Here is a 13,531-nt window from a genome sequence, read left to right as displayed (position 1 = left end):
TCTTAAAAAAACTGGTAATTTTTTCAAAAATTCAGTAAAATAAAAGTGATCAATGGTTTCCATTGATTGAACGGGCAACTTGATGGTCCACTTGCACAGGTGACTATTCAAGGCTTCGTGATTTAGTTGCCGCTAAATCATGAAGCGCCTTTTTTTATTTTATTCCCTTGTTCTCTTTCCATTCTAATGAAAAACTCAGCTCCCGTCAACTTGCTACAAAGGACACTTTTCTTTGTTATAGCGGCTTTTCTTCCTTCTCAGAATACTCTTTTTAACATCTTGTTTCGTTCAGATAACTTTTACTAAACAATAGTTATCTTTTCTTTTTTTTAGAACGAATTAAAAAAATTTTACCGCCTTCTTTTTCCCATTAAAAATAGATTACATTTGTCGAAATCGCATTTTTATAGCATACTAGTAATAAGATACATTTTCAAAATATTTAGTTGAGGTGAGTAAGTTGATAGAATTTCAGCATGTATCAAAATTTTATAAAGGCGGAAAAGTCGCCGTTGATGACATTAATTTGTCTTTCGATAAAGGTGAATTTATCTGCTTCATCGGAACAAGTGGTAGTGGAAAAACAACATCAATGCGGATGCTTAACCGCATGACCGACCCTTCAAAAGGAAAAATTTTAATTGATGGCCAAGATATTCAAAAAATCAATCCTGTAGAGCTACGTCGCCAAATTGGCTATGTCATTCAAAATATCGGCTTGATGCCTCACATGACCATTCGTGAAAATATCGTTTTAGTGCCTAAATTATTAAAAGTACCTGTAGAAGAACGCAATAAGATAGCCGAAAAAATGATTGATTTGGTTGAGTTACCACGAGAAATGTTAGACCGCTATCCCAATGAACTTTCTGGGGGACAACAACAAAGAATCGGCGTTGTGCGGGCTTTAGCTGCCAATCAAGATATTATTCTAATGGATGAACCTTTTGGTGCTTTAGATCCTATCACCCGTGATTCATTACAAGATTTAGTGAAAGATTTGCAAGAACGTTTAGGAAAAACTATTGTCTTTGTTACCCATGATATGGATGAAGCGTTGAAATTAGCAAATAAAATTGCCATTATGAGCGAAGGCAAAGTAATTCAATTTGACACACCAGATAATATCTTACGTCATCCAGCCAATGAATTTGTAGAAGAACTCATCGGAGAAGATCGCTTATTACAAGCTAAACCTGATTTCACCACTGTTGATGAAGTCATGTTAAATTCAGCAATTACTATCACGCCGGAAAAATCTTTACAAGAAGCGATTAAATTGATGCGTGAAAAACGGGTTGATACCTTATTAGTTGTTGATAATTCCCATGTGCTTAAAGGCTTTATCGATGTTGAAACATTAGATCAGCAACGTGGCAAAGCTTCTAGTGTTGGTGATATCTTGAATAAAGATGTCTTCTTTGTTCAAAAAACCGCTCTTTTACGTGATGCTTTACAAAGAATCTTAAAACGCGGCTTAAAATATGTGCCAGTCGTTGATGAACAAAAACGAGTGGTGGGCATCTTAACACGTGCTTCCCTTGTTGACATTGTTTATGATGTTATCTGGGGCGATGAAACAACGATTAGTGAAGCTGTAGAAGCAAAACAAAGCGAGTCCGAAACTGATAAAGAGGAGGCGTAAGCAATGAGTAGCTTCTTTCAAGAATATGGATCAGAAATGATTTCAAAAAGTATTGAACATATTTATATTTCATTCTTTGCACTTTTATTAGGGGTCGCTATCGCTGTACCCGTTGGCGTTTGGTTAACACGTTTGCCCAAAGTAGCCAATATTGTCATTGGTTTAACAAGTGCCTTACAAACGGTTCCTTCGTTGGCTTTATTAGCTTTGATGATTCCAATTTTTGGTGTCGGCAAAACACCCGCTATTATCGCGCTATTCATCTATTCCCTTCTACCTATTTTAAGAAACACGTATATCGGAATGAAAAATGTCGATGAAAATTACCGAGATGTTGCTAAAGGCATGGGCATGACCAATTTACAGTCTATTTTTAGTGTTGAATTACCCATTGCCATGCCAACAATTATGGCCGGCATTCGTTTAGCTGCTGTCTATGTCATTGCTTGGGCTACACTGGCTTCTTATATTGGTGCAGGTGGTCTTGGTGATATGATTTTCAGTGGATTAAATAACTATCAGCCAGAATTAATCTTTGGCGGGACTATTCCGGTAACTATTTTAGCGCTTTTAGCAGATGTTCTTCTTGGATTATTAGAAAATCGTTTAACGCCAAAAGCTTTAAGGGAGGGCGAATAATGATGAAAAAGAAACTCAAGTTAAGCTTACTCTTCTTAAGCAGTTTACTTTTATTGGCAGGTTGTTCTTTACCTGGTCTCGCTTCAACTTCTGATGATAACACTGTTGCCATTACAGGTGGGATTACTTCAGAAGCGCAGATTTTAGGGAGCATTGTAGCGGATATGGTTGAGCATTACACAGATAAAAAAACAAATGTGATTAACAACTTAGCCACTACTACCATAAATCACCAAGCAATGTTAAACGGAGATGCCTCAATTTCTGCAGCTCGTTATACTGGTACTGACGTGACTACTACGCTTGGTTTACCAGCGGAAAAAGACCCTAAAAAAGCGTTTAACCTAGTTCAATCAGAATTTGAAAAACGTTATCAACAAACTTGGTTCCCTTCATATGGATTTGAAAATACTTATGTATTCTTAGTTACAAAAGAAACGGCTGAGAAATACAATTTAAAAACAGTCAGTGATTTAGGGAAAGTCGCAGACAAATTAGTTGCTGGTGTCGATACTGCGTGGATCACACGTGAAGGCGACGGTTATGAAGGCTTTAAAAAGGAATACAACTTCCAATTTAAATCTATTTTACCAATGCAAATTGGCTTGGTGTACGATGCAGTCAACGCTGGAAAAATGGACGTTATCTTAGGTTACTCAACAGATGGCCGGATTGGTAGTTACGATTTAGTCATGTTAAAAGATGACAAGCGCTTCTTCCCGCCTTATGATGCCGCTCCTGTGGTTAGTGACAAATTATTAAAAGAAACGCCGGAAATTAAAGATGTCTTAAATCGCTTAGATGGTAAAATTTCTACCAAAAAAATGCAAGAATTGAACTATCAAGCAGATAATGATTTAATTGAACCTGCTGTCGTAGCCGAACGTTTCTTAAAAGAAAATAACTATTTTGAGGGGGAGTAACAGATGAATAATATGAATTTATTCCAACAATTTATCTACTATTTCCAACAAAATGGCGGCTACGTCTTTCAACAATTTTTACGTCACTTTTTAATTTCGATTTATGGCGTAATCTTTGCTGCAATTGTCGGGATTCCTATCGGGATTATGATTTCACGTAAACGTAGCTTAGCCAACTGGATTATCCGTTTAGCGAACATTATCCAAACAGTACCAGCTTTGGCAATGCTTTCGATTTTAATGTTGGGGATGGGCTTAGGTGTCAACACGGTGGTTGTAACGGTCTTCCTTTATTCTCTCCTGCCAATTATCAAGAATACGTACACTGGCATGATTCAAGTGGATCGCAATATTTTAGATGTTGGTAAAGGAATGGGTATGACAAAAGTACAACTTCTTTATATGGTCGAGTTACCTTTATCTGTTTCAGTAATCATGGCAGGTATTCGAAATGCGTTAGTCGTCGCAATCGGGATTACTGCGATTGGTGCTTTCGTTGGTGCTGGTGGTTTAGGGGATATTATTATTCGTGGAACCAATGCCACAGATGGTGCTTCTATCATTTTAGTCGGTGCCTTACCAACGGCCTTTATGGCGATTATCACAGATTGGGTTCTAGGGATTATTGAACGGCGTTTAGACCCAGCTAGCAAACATTCCAATTAATAAAAAATGCAGAGCAGATCCAACATTGTTTCTTTTCAATGGGATCTGTTCTTTTATCTAGGAGATTAATAATGTCTAACTATACTATTATCGATTTAAACCAACAACCACACTTAATTCCGTCAGCTGCTCAATGGTTTAGCCAAAAGTGGCAAATCCCCGCTGAAGCGTATCAAGGAAGTATGCAGGAAATGCTAACTAGCGAAAACCACGTACCACATTGGTGGGTCTGCTTGAATAAACAGCAGGACATCGTTGCAGGCGTGGGCGTAATTGATAATGACTTCCACAATCGTGCAGACCTTACGCCAAACCTTTGTGCATTGTATGTCGAACCAACATTTCGTCACCAAGGCTTAGCAGGAATTCTTTTAACAACAGTTGGTGATTTTCTTGCTAATTCTGGATTTAAAAAGCTTTATCTGCTTACAGACCATACTACTTTTTATGAAAGATATGACTGGGAATTTTTGACCATGGTAACCACCGAAGAGCAGTCTTGCGCTAGAATTTATCAAAAACAATTACGTCAATAAAAAAATCTGCCATCAAAAGATGGCAGACTTTTTTTTATTTTTTCAAGTGATAACTATAGGTAGCCACAATAATATTTTCCCGCCACGCTAAACGAATCCGTAAGCGTAAACTTGTTTGGTTATGCAAAATATTTTGCCAACGTTTATTTGGTACAAATTGTGGTACTAAAACTGTTGTACTGTAGTTATGCTTCGTGGCATTTTTACTAACCAAATCAACATAACGTAAGATAGGGTTTTGCAGTGAACGATACGAAGAGTGGACAATTGATAGACGAACGTCTGGGAAGTGTTTTTTAAACTCTTCCTGAATTTCTTTTTCCTTCTCAACGTTTTCATCCATTGAGACATGCATGGCAACAACATAATCACCAATGGAACGCGCATAGTTCAAGGCGCCGACATTTGCCTTGGTTACGTTCCCTACTAAAACAATAACTGTATTCCCGTCAAACTCATGCAACTGTGCCCCATCTTCTAAACGTAGCTGTTCCGCCACATTTTTATAGTGAGTATTGACCCGATAAAATGCATAAATCAACACCGGCATAATAATAAAGAACGGCCAGATGTCCCCTAATCGATAAATAAACAAAATGGCGATAATCGCGAAAGAGATAAAGGCGCCGACAATATTAGCAATTGATTTTGGCAACCAATTTTTAGTTTCTTTTCGCCATTTTACAACCATGCCCGATTGAGACAAAGCAAACGGAATAAACACACCAATGGAATACAATGGGATTAAACGTTCTGTGGAACCTTGGAAAATCAATAATAAAACAATGGAACCAGCAGCTAAAGTTAAAATACCATTTGAATAGCCTAAACGGTCGCCACGATCCATATACATATGCGGCATAAACTTATCTTTAGCTAAGTTATAAGCCAAAACTGGAAAGGCTGAGAATCCTGTGTTAGCGGCAACCGCTAAAATTAAGGCTGTCGCAAACTGTAATAAATAATATAAAATATTTTGACCAAAGACCGCTTTCCCAATTTGTGAAAGAACTGTCACTTCTTCTTTGGGCACAATCCCATACCAATAGTTAATAAACGTAATCCCCACGAAGAAGAACCCTAAAATCGTTGCCATTAACGCTAACGTCCCAGCAGCATTTTTTGCTCGTGGTTTCTTAAAGAATGGCACTGCATTACTGATTGCTTCGACCCCTGTTAAGGAAGAAGAACCAGATGAAAAAGCCCGTAAAACTAAGGCAATAGAAATTCCTGGAACCACGGCTCCTGGTAAAGCTGTCGCATTTAATGGCTGTGCGCCAGTCACAATTTTAAATAGTCCAACAACAATCAGTAAGGTAATAATTGCGATAAAACTATACACTGGCAACATTAAGAACGAGGCAGATTCTCGCAGGCCTCTCAAGTTCATTAAGGTAATCAATATCACAATCCCAATAGAAATTGCTACTTGATGACCATATAACGCTGGAATCGCCGATATAATCGCCTCTGCACCCGCTGAAACTGAAACGGCTACTGTTAGCATATAATCGACTAACAACGAACCACCAGCCAATAAACCGGCATTTCTGCCGAGGTTTTCACTACTAACAACGTATGCGCCGCCGCCATGCGGATACGCATGAATAATTTGTCGGTACGACAATGTTAAAGAAATAAGTAAAATAATAACAAATGCAGCAATTGGCAATGAATACCAAATCGCAGCCGCCGACAAAGTAACCAGAACCACCACTATTTGTTCTGTACCATACGCAATGGATGAAAGTGCATCAGAAGATAACAACGCAAGCGCTGCAAATCTGCTTAATTTATGTTCATCATTTTCGGCTGATTTCAATGGTTTCCCAATGAACAGTCGTTTTAAATCCGCCATTTTTTTCTACTCCTTTTCTCTAGAGTGACCCGCTCACTTTTTTCATTATTTTTTATCAAACAAATCCATATGCTACGCTTCTCACAATGAAAAGTCAATTGATTTTTGTTACTGAAAAAGATAAAAAAATCACCATCTTTTTTTAATCAGACACTCATTTACAGTCCCCCGCTTCTTTTATCTTATCAAGAGAATCCAGATAACAAAAGGATTTGCATTTTCTAAACAAAAAAGCGAGAGCTAAAAGTCTATTTGACCTTTTGGCTCACGCTTAAAAACTTAGGTAATTATTCCCTTTTATTGTAACAAGTACGTATGATCGAAGGTAATTTCCACTTTATAACGACCAATTTTTTCATAAACTTGCCGCTGAATTTCCACACCCAGTTCAAATTCAGATAATTTTGATTCTGTAGGCAAAACCAAGTCGAACAAAATCTTTGGCTCTTCGCCATGGGTAACTAAGCGGATATCATGGACTTTTAAAGACGCATCAAAAGAACGAATAATCTTTTTGATTGTTTGATGAACAAATTGTTGTGTTGGGTCATATAAATTCACTGGATCAATATGACAAACAAGGTTAACATCCAATTCTTCTTTAAACTTCGCTTCAATCGCATCAATTGTCTGATGGGCTTTATTTAAATCCCAGCGATCATCAATTTCAATGTGAACAGACGCAAACGTTTGGCTGGGACCATAATTATGAATCAGTAAATCGTGATACCCTACAATTGTTTCCATTTTTGATAAGACATCTTTCATTTCATCAATTTCTGTTTGGCTCGGACGCATGCCCATCAACTCATTAATAAATTCGCGAATTAACTGCAAGCCACTATAAATAATATATGCAGCAATTAAAAAACCAATATATCCATCAATTCGCAAACCAGTGACGCCTTCAATAAATGCAGAAACCAAAACAGCTAATGTAGTATAAACATCATTAAAGCTATCCTTAGCAGAAGCAACTAATGCTTGAGAATCAATTTTTGCTGATACTTTTTTGTAAAACAGCCCTTGCCAAATTTTAATCCCAATTGACAAAGCTAAAACAGCAAATAAAATTGGTGTCACCTTGATTGATTCTGGATGCAGGATGCGATCCACGGAGGTCGTTAGAAACTCAAACCCAATAAACGTAATCACTAATGATACAAGCATTCCACTAATATATTCAAAACGTTCATGGCCATAGGGATGTTCTTTATCCGCTGGCTTACCAGCAATATAAAAACCGACTAATGTTAAAACTGAAGAAATAGTATCGGACAAGCTATTAATGGCATCTGCCATGATTGAAACACTACCTGAAAGCAAGCCAATCATAAATTTACTAACGAATAAAAATAAATTAGAAACAAGCCCAATCCGCCCGGCAAAAGCACCGAATGCTGTTCGTTTTTCCAATTTACGACGTTCAATTTTTTTCTCATATCGTTGAAGCAATGCTTGAATCATTTTACAACCCCTACCCACTTTTTATTTCTTAAAAAAATACTATAAAACCTTTTTATGTATTTGTACACAAAAAACCTCACTTTCTGAGGGAGATTTTATTATTTAGCATTGCCAAAAAGTCAAAAGCAAGAGCCCCCAAAACTTCTTTGTTAGGGTTGCCTTGAAAATAAAGAAAAACAAAAAGCCGAAAACGCTAGAGACGTTTTCAGCTTTTTGTTTTTTAATGGAATAAATGGCTCTTTTGTGCTAAAGCCGCAAATTTTTTCGATCTGTGTTCCAGATGTGGATAAAGAATTGCGCCGCCAATACTAAAGACGACTGAAATCCCCACCATAATCCAAATTGCAAACCAAGCATTTGGCCAGTAAATGCCTCCTGCTGATTCCCTTAGCAAGTTCACGGCATGCGTAAACGGCAAGAACGGATTAATCATTTGGAAGAATTTACCTGAGACTTGAATTGGGTAGTTCCCACCCCCACCAGAGATGGATAGTACCAAGATTATTATCGCAATTCCTTTCCCTACATTGCCAAAGAGAGCAACGAGCACATAAACCATTATCATAAACGTAATGGCAATCAATACCGCAAACCAGACACTATACGCTGGATTACGAACATCTACGCCTAACGCAAAGTAATTACCTAAGGTTACAATCAGTGCTTGACCAATCCCCATGACAATGAAGGTAAACATCCGTGCTGAAAATTGTTCCCGTTTAGAGAAGCGTTTTTTATCTTTTCCTTCAAGATAAACATCCGTTGTCGCAACACTTGAGAATAACACAGCGCCAACCCATAAACACAAAGCTGTATAGAATGGGGTACTTGCCGAACCATTATTAGCAATCGGATAAACAGCATGTTCTTTGACTTCAACTGGTTGTGTAAAGAAGTCACTTTCTTTATTGGCATCTAATTTTAGTAATTTAAGAATTTCACCTAAATCAACTTCTTTTTCACCTTTACGGATTGCATTCGCTGCTTTGTGTAATCCTGTTTTGATATTTGGCCAATCATTAATAATCAGCTCGTTGGCTTTGTCTAAGGCCGCTTCAACATCTGGCATTTTCTCATTGACTGTTTTCAAGGTATTCGTTAAATCTTTTCGGATACCTGGATAGTCATTTTGCATAAAGGCTGCCGCTTTGCTGACTTTGTCTTGAATGACTGGTAAATCGTTTTTATACAAATCAGCACCACGATTAATGCCATTGACAATGGTTTCCATATTGCCATTCAACATCGTATTCGCATCATGAATTTCTTGTTTAATTGCCGGCATTTCGGCTTGATATTTTTCTAATAAAGAAATCGCATTAGTGACCGTTTGACTTGTTGAGCTCAATAACCCTTCAAAGTCAATTTGTTGCGCTTTGTTTAGTTGACCTTGAGCGTTTTGGATGGTACTAGTTAGTTTGTTTAAAATGGTTGAAACGGTATTACTAATTCCGTTTACATCAACACTGCCCACAATATTAGAAATATTAGTTGCCATTTCGTCAATCTCATTTAAATAATTTTGTACTCCAGAGATATCACCCGCTTGGACTAAAGCATTTAATTGATTCAAGCGATTGCTAAAATCTGTTAATAAATCATTTACATGGCTTAATTGAGCAATCGCACCATCTAAGTCATGATTACCGGCATTTTCTTGGAGTTGTTTCATAAACGCAATAATGTCGTTAATTGCTTGCTGTTGCCGTTGGATATTAGTTGTGAAATCTTGTACTACTTCATTAATATGTTGTTTTTCTTCTGGCGTTAACTGTCCATCATCTAACGCTTGACGAATAGTCGCGACTACAGAAGTTGTTGTTGTAGCAACTTGCTGGATAGATTTCAAAGTCACTTCAACGCTATTCGTAATGCTTGGTAACGCCTCTTGCAATTTATTGGCGCCATCTAATGTAACATTCCCTAAATCATTGGCTTGATCACCTAGTTTACGAATATCTGGTAACGCCGTTTGAACTTGTTGAATGATTTCTAATCCTTGTTTTGCTTCTTGGATTCCTTCGCTCATTGTTTGTTCCACAGAGGCAAAGTCTTCATCAATCATAGCAATTTGTCGGCCAGCGTTTTGAATTTCTGGAATTTTTTCTTGTAACGTCAAAATAACACTAGCTTGTTCTTTGATGCTTGGCATTTTGCCATTTAGCTCAACAATCTTCTCTCCTAAAGCATCAACTTCAGGTAAATATTTCATCGCATCGTTGGCTTTCGCTAATTTTTCTTTTAGCTCAGGCATCTTACCATGTAAGTCTGTGACTTGTTTTGCGTACGTATCAATGGTTCCAATGTTGGCATCTGTATCTAAAATCATGCTCTTAACTTTTTGAATGCTAACCATGTTTTTATCAATATCATAGCCAATATCATTGAATGTTTTGATTAACGTACTACTTGCCGTTTTGATGAATTCTTCCGAAATTTGTGACTGAATGGAAGAAGCGCCTTTTGACGTAATTTTCGGCGCAATTGCATTAATTTTTTCGTTAATTGAGTATTCAATTTTAGGTTTATTGATATCACCAGAAGTAAAACTTAGCAAATCCTTGGAAAAATCTTTAGGTAAATAAATCCCGGCAAAATATTTTCCTGATTGGACTCCTTTGTCTAATTCCTTTTTCGAATCAACAAAACGCCAACCTAATTGCTTGTTTTTCTTCAAGTTTTTCAAGACTTCATCACCAATATTGACCGATTTATCTTGAAAAGTTGCTGTTTGGTCATCACTATAGACCGCTATTGGTAACTCTCCTGTATTTGAATACGGATCCCATAGTGCTTTAATGTTAAACCATGCATATAATGATGGAATAATCATTAAGGCAACAATCAAAAATGTTGCTACTGGGTTTTTAAAAATTCTTTTCCAATCTAAAATAAATAGTTCCCATGTATTTTTTATATGTTTCATAAAATCACCTGCTTTTTTTTGTGCCTGAATAACTTTAGCATAAAATACAAGAGAATAACAAACAAAAGCTTGAATGTTACGACACATTTTTAAAATGTCGTAAGTTCAAGCTAAGATTGTTTATTTCATATTTTTAGAAAATTCCGAAACGACTTGTTTAACTTCATCAATGGCTTCTGGTTTTAAATAAGCCAAAAGTTTTGGTGCTTTTGTCATCAAGTACATTTTATCTAATTTGCCTGTTTGTTGGCGTTCAAACATTTCTGCAAGTAGCGCTTGCATTTTTTCTTTTTTATCTTCTTTTGTTCGATCTAGTATGAACGTTAAGAATTGTTCTTGTCCTTCTTTCATTCCCTATCCCTCCTTACAAACAGATTCTTTTCTATTATAAAACTTCTTTTTTAGAAAGGATAGTCCTTTTTTTAGGATCTATGATTTTGTGTACAGACTTAGCATGTCTTTTTTGGCGGATAAAGGTAAGCCGAGTCCCTCTTTTAAATAGCCCTCTACCGAACCAAATTCTTTTTCAATCGCCTGTAAAGCGGTCGCTAAGTACTCTTTTTTCACATAAAGCAGCGTTTCTAATTGTTGAATTTCTGCTGGAGGCGTTCCATTTGCTTGATATTGCGCAATAATTTGCTCGTTAGCGGTTTTTCTTTGCTCGTTCGTCTTTAAATAATCTTCTAAAATATAAGAATGTTCCACACCTAAAGCACTTAATATCAAGGCTGCGCCGATTCCTGTTCGATCTTTTCCTGCGAAACAATGAAATAAAATAGCTTCTTGTGGATAACTTAAAAAGTTTTCAAAAAATGTTTGGTAACCTTTGCGCCCCGAATTGGAAAGAACCATTTCCTTATAAGCCATGTCCATTGCTTCATCGGGTGAACCAACCGTTTTAAGCATTCCTTCTAATGAAGCAGTCTGCGCCTGAATATCGGCCAAAATATCTATATGTAGATAGTTGGTTCCTTGAATTGAATCATCTGGTCGTTCTTGCGTTTCCGCTGCACTTCTAAAATCATAGATTCGTTTAATTTGATAGTCCTCTACCAGTTTCTGTTGATCCGCTTGTGCAACATTGACGAGTTCACCACTCCGAAAAAAATGCCCTGTCTTGACAACTGTGCCTTGTTGCGTTGGAAATCCTCCAATATCTCTAAAGTTCACCACGCTGTTCATGTTCTATCGCTCCTTCATTTTAATTATTTTGTTATCATTTAAATACTTTGTTTTTTCTTTTTATTTCTTTTTCTCAACAATAATAAAAAACACCTCAAAAAACAATCTTTTTATCAGTTGTTTATTGCCATTTTATCATAGATACAGTATTCTTAAAAGAGAGGTGAGTAACGATGCTAAAACGAGATTTTTTAGAAAAGCCTTATGATTATATGAATGATATTTTATTGTTCCTATATAATAATAAAGGCCAAGCGACACGAAATGAATTAGTAGATTTTTTCAATATTAGTTTACCAACATTGAATGAGTATCTTTCTTTTTTAGAGCAATTTTTGAAAGAAGAGCAACTTCAAGAAAACCTCACCTTAACAGTATTAGGTGACACTCTATATCTAAATAAAGCGCCTACCTTTTCCATGAAAGCAATGATCATGTTGTTCTTAGATAAATCTATTAAGTTTCACATGGTCCAGCAACTCTTCCATAAAAATGAAATAAATGGCGGGTATTTCCAACAGAATTATGCCATTAGCTCTGCTACCTATTATCGAAAAATTGTTGAATTAAATGACTTACTCAATGAGTTTAATTTACGTATCAAACGAGGAAAACTTGTCGGCGAAGAAAAACAAATTCGCTTTTTCTTTTTTAATTTTTTCTGGTTTATCTTTGAAGAAAAAACAGATTTAGAAAAAGAACTGGCCAATCAATACCTAGGATTAATCGAGATACTACAAGAAATCCCCAGAATTACCTTTGACCATACAGAAATTCTCCAAATTAAACTTTGGATGAAAATTTCTTTTCGTCGCATGGTTTTAGAACCCCTGCCAACGATTAGTCCACATGATGTCCAACTCGATCGACCTTTATTTGAAGAAATTAATTTATCTATACATACATATATGAAAAGAATCGACCGTCCATATACAATCAACGAATCCTATATGTTTTATGACTTTTTTTGTTCCATGCATAATTATTCTGCGAATGCTGCTTTCGCCTTTCGTTTAGCAAAACAACAACGAATTGAAAAAACGTATCTTAACGAAATGAACCGGGTCATTTTAACGTACCTTAAAGCACGTGGTTATTTATCCCATTACGTGCTGCCTATTCGGCTACTTTATATTGAAAATTTACTTTTCCAATTACATGCGCAACTCTATTATTTTTCAGGATTTATTTTATCCTTTGATTATTGGACAATTCAGTCACTTTTGAAAGTCTTACGTCATCCTTTTAGCGAAAGTGAAGTTTACGAATTAGTGGAGATCGCTACAACGAACTTTGCCACAAAAGCCACTGCTTCTAAGTACCAAAATCAATTTACTGAAATTAATTATACACTTATTTTGAATCACATTGCTGAATTAAATGAAAAAAAAATAACGATTGGTGTTTATCACTCACTGAGCAGTGCTTATAGCGAGTTGGTAGCACAAAAAATACAACAGAGTATCGCTGGAAAATATCCGCTGAAAATTGAGCCTTACAACGCAGAAAACCATTATGATTTGCTTTTAATGAATACCAATAATGAACAGCTCGTTGCCCAGTATGACCATTACTATATTTTTTCGGATATTAGTAATCGTTACGACCTACAATCAATTGAAAAAATCATTCAATTGTTATTGGGCAAATAATCTCTAATAAAAAAAGCTTAAGTGCCCTACTCTCAGA

Annotated in this window: 11 protein-coding genes; 6 read left to right on the top strand and 5 right to left on the bottom strand. The window is 36.3% G+C overall.

Annotated features, from left to right (window positions below):
* Positions 1 to 451: 451 nt before the first annotated feature.
* From IGL23_RS03275 to IGL23_RS03255, 5 genes are all read left to right on the top strand, one after another.
* The gene (locus IGL23_RS03275) at positions 452 to 1,645 is read left to right on the top strand and encodes a betaine/proline/choline family ABC transporter ATP-binding protein (RefSeq protein ID WP_002355745.1); all 1,194 of its coding nucleotides are present in this window, start codon (positions 452 to 454) and stop codon (positions 1,643 to 1,645) included.
* A 3-nt stretch (positions 1,646 to 1,648) separates the two neighbouring features.
* Positions 1,649 to 2,284 carry an ABC transporter permease gene (locus tag IGL23_RS03270; protein ID WP_002355744.1) on the top strand — a complete coding sequence of 212 codons (636 nt, stop codon included), beginning with the start codon at positions 1,649 to 1,651 and terminating at the stop codon, positions 2,282 to 2,284.
* A gap of 2 nt (positions 2,285 to 2,286) precedes the next feature.
* On the top strand, positions 2,287 to 3,207 hold the full coding sequence (locus IGL23_RS03265; RefSeq protein ID WP_002355743.1) for an osmoprotectant ABC transporter substrate-binding protein: 921 nt from the start codon (positions 2,287 to 2,289) through the stop codon (positions 3,205 to 3,207).
* 3 nt (positions 3,208 to 3,210) lie between these two features.
* Complete coding sequence (locus IGL23_RS03260; RefSeq protein WP_002363261.1) at positions 3,211 to 3,873, top strand: ABC transporter permease; 663 nt, start codon at positions 3,211 to 3,213, stop codon at positions 3,871 to 3,873.
* A gap of 71 nt (positions 3,874 to 3,944) precedes the next feature.
* On the top strand, positions 3,945 to 4,409 hold the full coding sequence (locus tag IGL23_RS03255) for a GNAT family N-acetyltransferase (protein WP_002355741.1): 465 nt from the start codon (positions 3,945 to 3,947) through the stop codon (positions 4,407 to 4,409).
* Between the two features lie 34 nt (positions 4,410 to 4,443).
* On the opposite strand, the gene IGL23_RS03250 is transcribed toward IGL23_RS03255, so the two are convergent.
* The 5 genes from IGL23_RS03250 to IGL23_RS03230 form a co-directional block, all read right to left on the bottom strand.
* A complete protein-coding gene (locus IGL23_RS03250; RefSeq protein WP_002379167.1) occupies positions 4,444 to 6,267 on the bottom strand; it encodes an APC family permease in 1,824 nt (607 codons plus the stop codon).
* Between the two features lie 297 nt (positions 6,268 to 6,564).
* Positions 6,565 to 7,734: a cation diffusion facilitator family transporter gene (locus tag IGL23_RS03245; RefSeq protein WP_002390406.1), complete on the bottom strand. Its 1,170-nt coding sequence runs from the start codon at positions 7,732 to 7,734 to the stop codon at positions 6,565 to 6,567.
* A 220-nt stretch (positions 7,735 to 7,954) separates the two neighbouring features.
* Positions 7,955 to 10,660: a YhgE/Pip domain-containing protein gene (locus tag IGL23_RS03240; protein WP_080279901.1), complete on the bottom strand. Its 2,706-nt coding sequence runs from the start codon at positions 10,658 to 10,660 to the stop codon at positions 7,955 to 7,957.
* 120 nt (positions 10,661 to 10,780) lie between these two features.
* Complete coding sequence (locus IGL23_RS03235; protein WP_002355737.1) at positions 10,781 to 11,011, bottom strand: hypothetical protein; 231 nt, start codon at positions 11,009 to 11,011, stop codon at positions 10,781 to 10,783.
* A 78-nt stretch (positions 11,012 to 11,089) separates the two neighbouring features.
* Entirely contained in the window at positions 11,090 to 11,842 is a 753-nt protein-coding gene (locus IGL23_RS03230; protein WP_002355736.1) for a tyrosine-protein phosphatase, read from the bottom strand.
* A gap of 173 nt (positions 11,843 to 12,015) precedes the next feature.
* Between IGL23_RS03230 and IGL23_RS03225 the strand changes: the two genes are divergently transcribed.
* Entirely contained in the window at positions 12,016 to 13,494 is a 1,479-nt protein-coding gene (locus IGL23_RS03225) for a helix-turn-helix domain-containing protein (RefSeq protein WP_033595104.1), read from the top strand.
* The last annotated feature ends 37 nt before the right edge of the window (positions 13,495 to 13,531 follow it).

This window comes from Enterococcus sp. MSG3299 (assembly GCF_050555765.1).
Lineage (GTDB): Bacteria > Bacillota > Bacilli > Lactobacillales > Enterococcaceae > Enterococcus > Enterococcus faecalis.
The sequence above is the reverse complement of the archived record's forward strand: the minus strand, read 5'-3'. Positions and strand labels throughout refer to the sequence as shown.

Bases quoted from the DNA above. Each gene is read 5' to 3' on its own strand.
- IGL23_RS03270 (WP_002355744.1), top strand. From the start codon at position 1,649: ATGAGTAGCTTCTTTCAAGAATATGGATCAGAAATGATTTCAAAAAGT.
- IGL23_RS03265 (WP_002355743.1), top strand. From the start codon at position 2,287: ATGAAAAAGAAACTCAAGTTAAGCTTACTCTTCTTAAGCAGTTTACTT.
- IGL23_RS03260 (WP_002363261.1), top strand. From the start codon at position 3,211: ATGAATAATATGAATTTATTCCAACAATTTATCTACTATTTCCAACAA.
- IGL23_RS03255 (WP_002355741.1), top strand. From the start codon at position 3,945: ATGTCTAACTATACTATTATCGATTTAAACCAACAACCACACTTAATT.
- IGL23_RS03250 (WP_002379167.1), bottom strand. From the start codon at position 6,267: ATGGCGGATTTAAAACGACTGTTCATTGGGAAACCATTGAAATCAGCC.
- IGL23_RS03245 (WP_002390406.1), bottom strand. From the start codon at position 7,734: ATGATTCAAGCATTGCTTCAACGATATGAGAAAAAAATTGAACGTCGT.
- IGL23_RS03240 (WP_080279901.1), bottom strand. From the start codon at position 10,660: ATGAAACATATAAAAAATACATGGGAACTATTTATTTTAGATTGGAAA.
- IGL23_RS03235 (WP_002355737.1), bottom strand. From the start codon at position 11,011: ATGAAAGAAGGACAAGAACAATTCTTAACGTTCATACTAGATCGAACA.
- IGL23_RS03230 (WP_002355736.1), bottom strand. From the start codon at position 11,842: ATGAACAGCGTGGTGAACTTTAGAGATATTGGAGGATTTCCAACGCAA.
- IGL23_RS03225 (WP_033595104.1), top strand. From the start codon at position 12,016: ATGCTAAAACGAGATTTTTTAGAAAAGCCTTATGATTATATGAATGAT.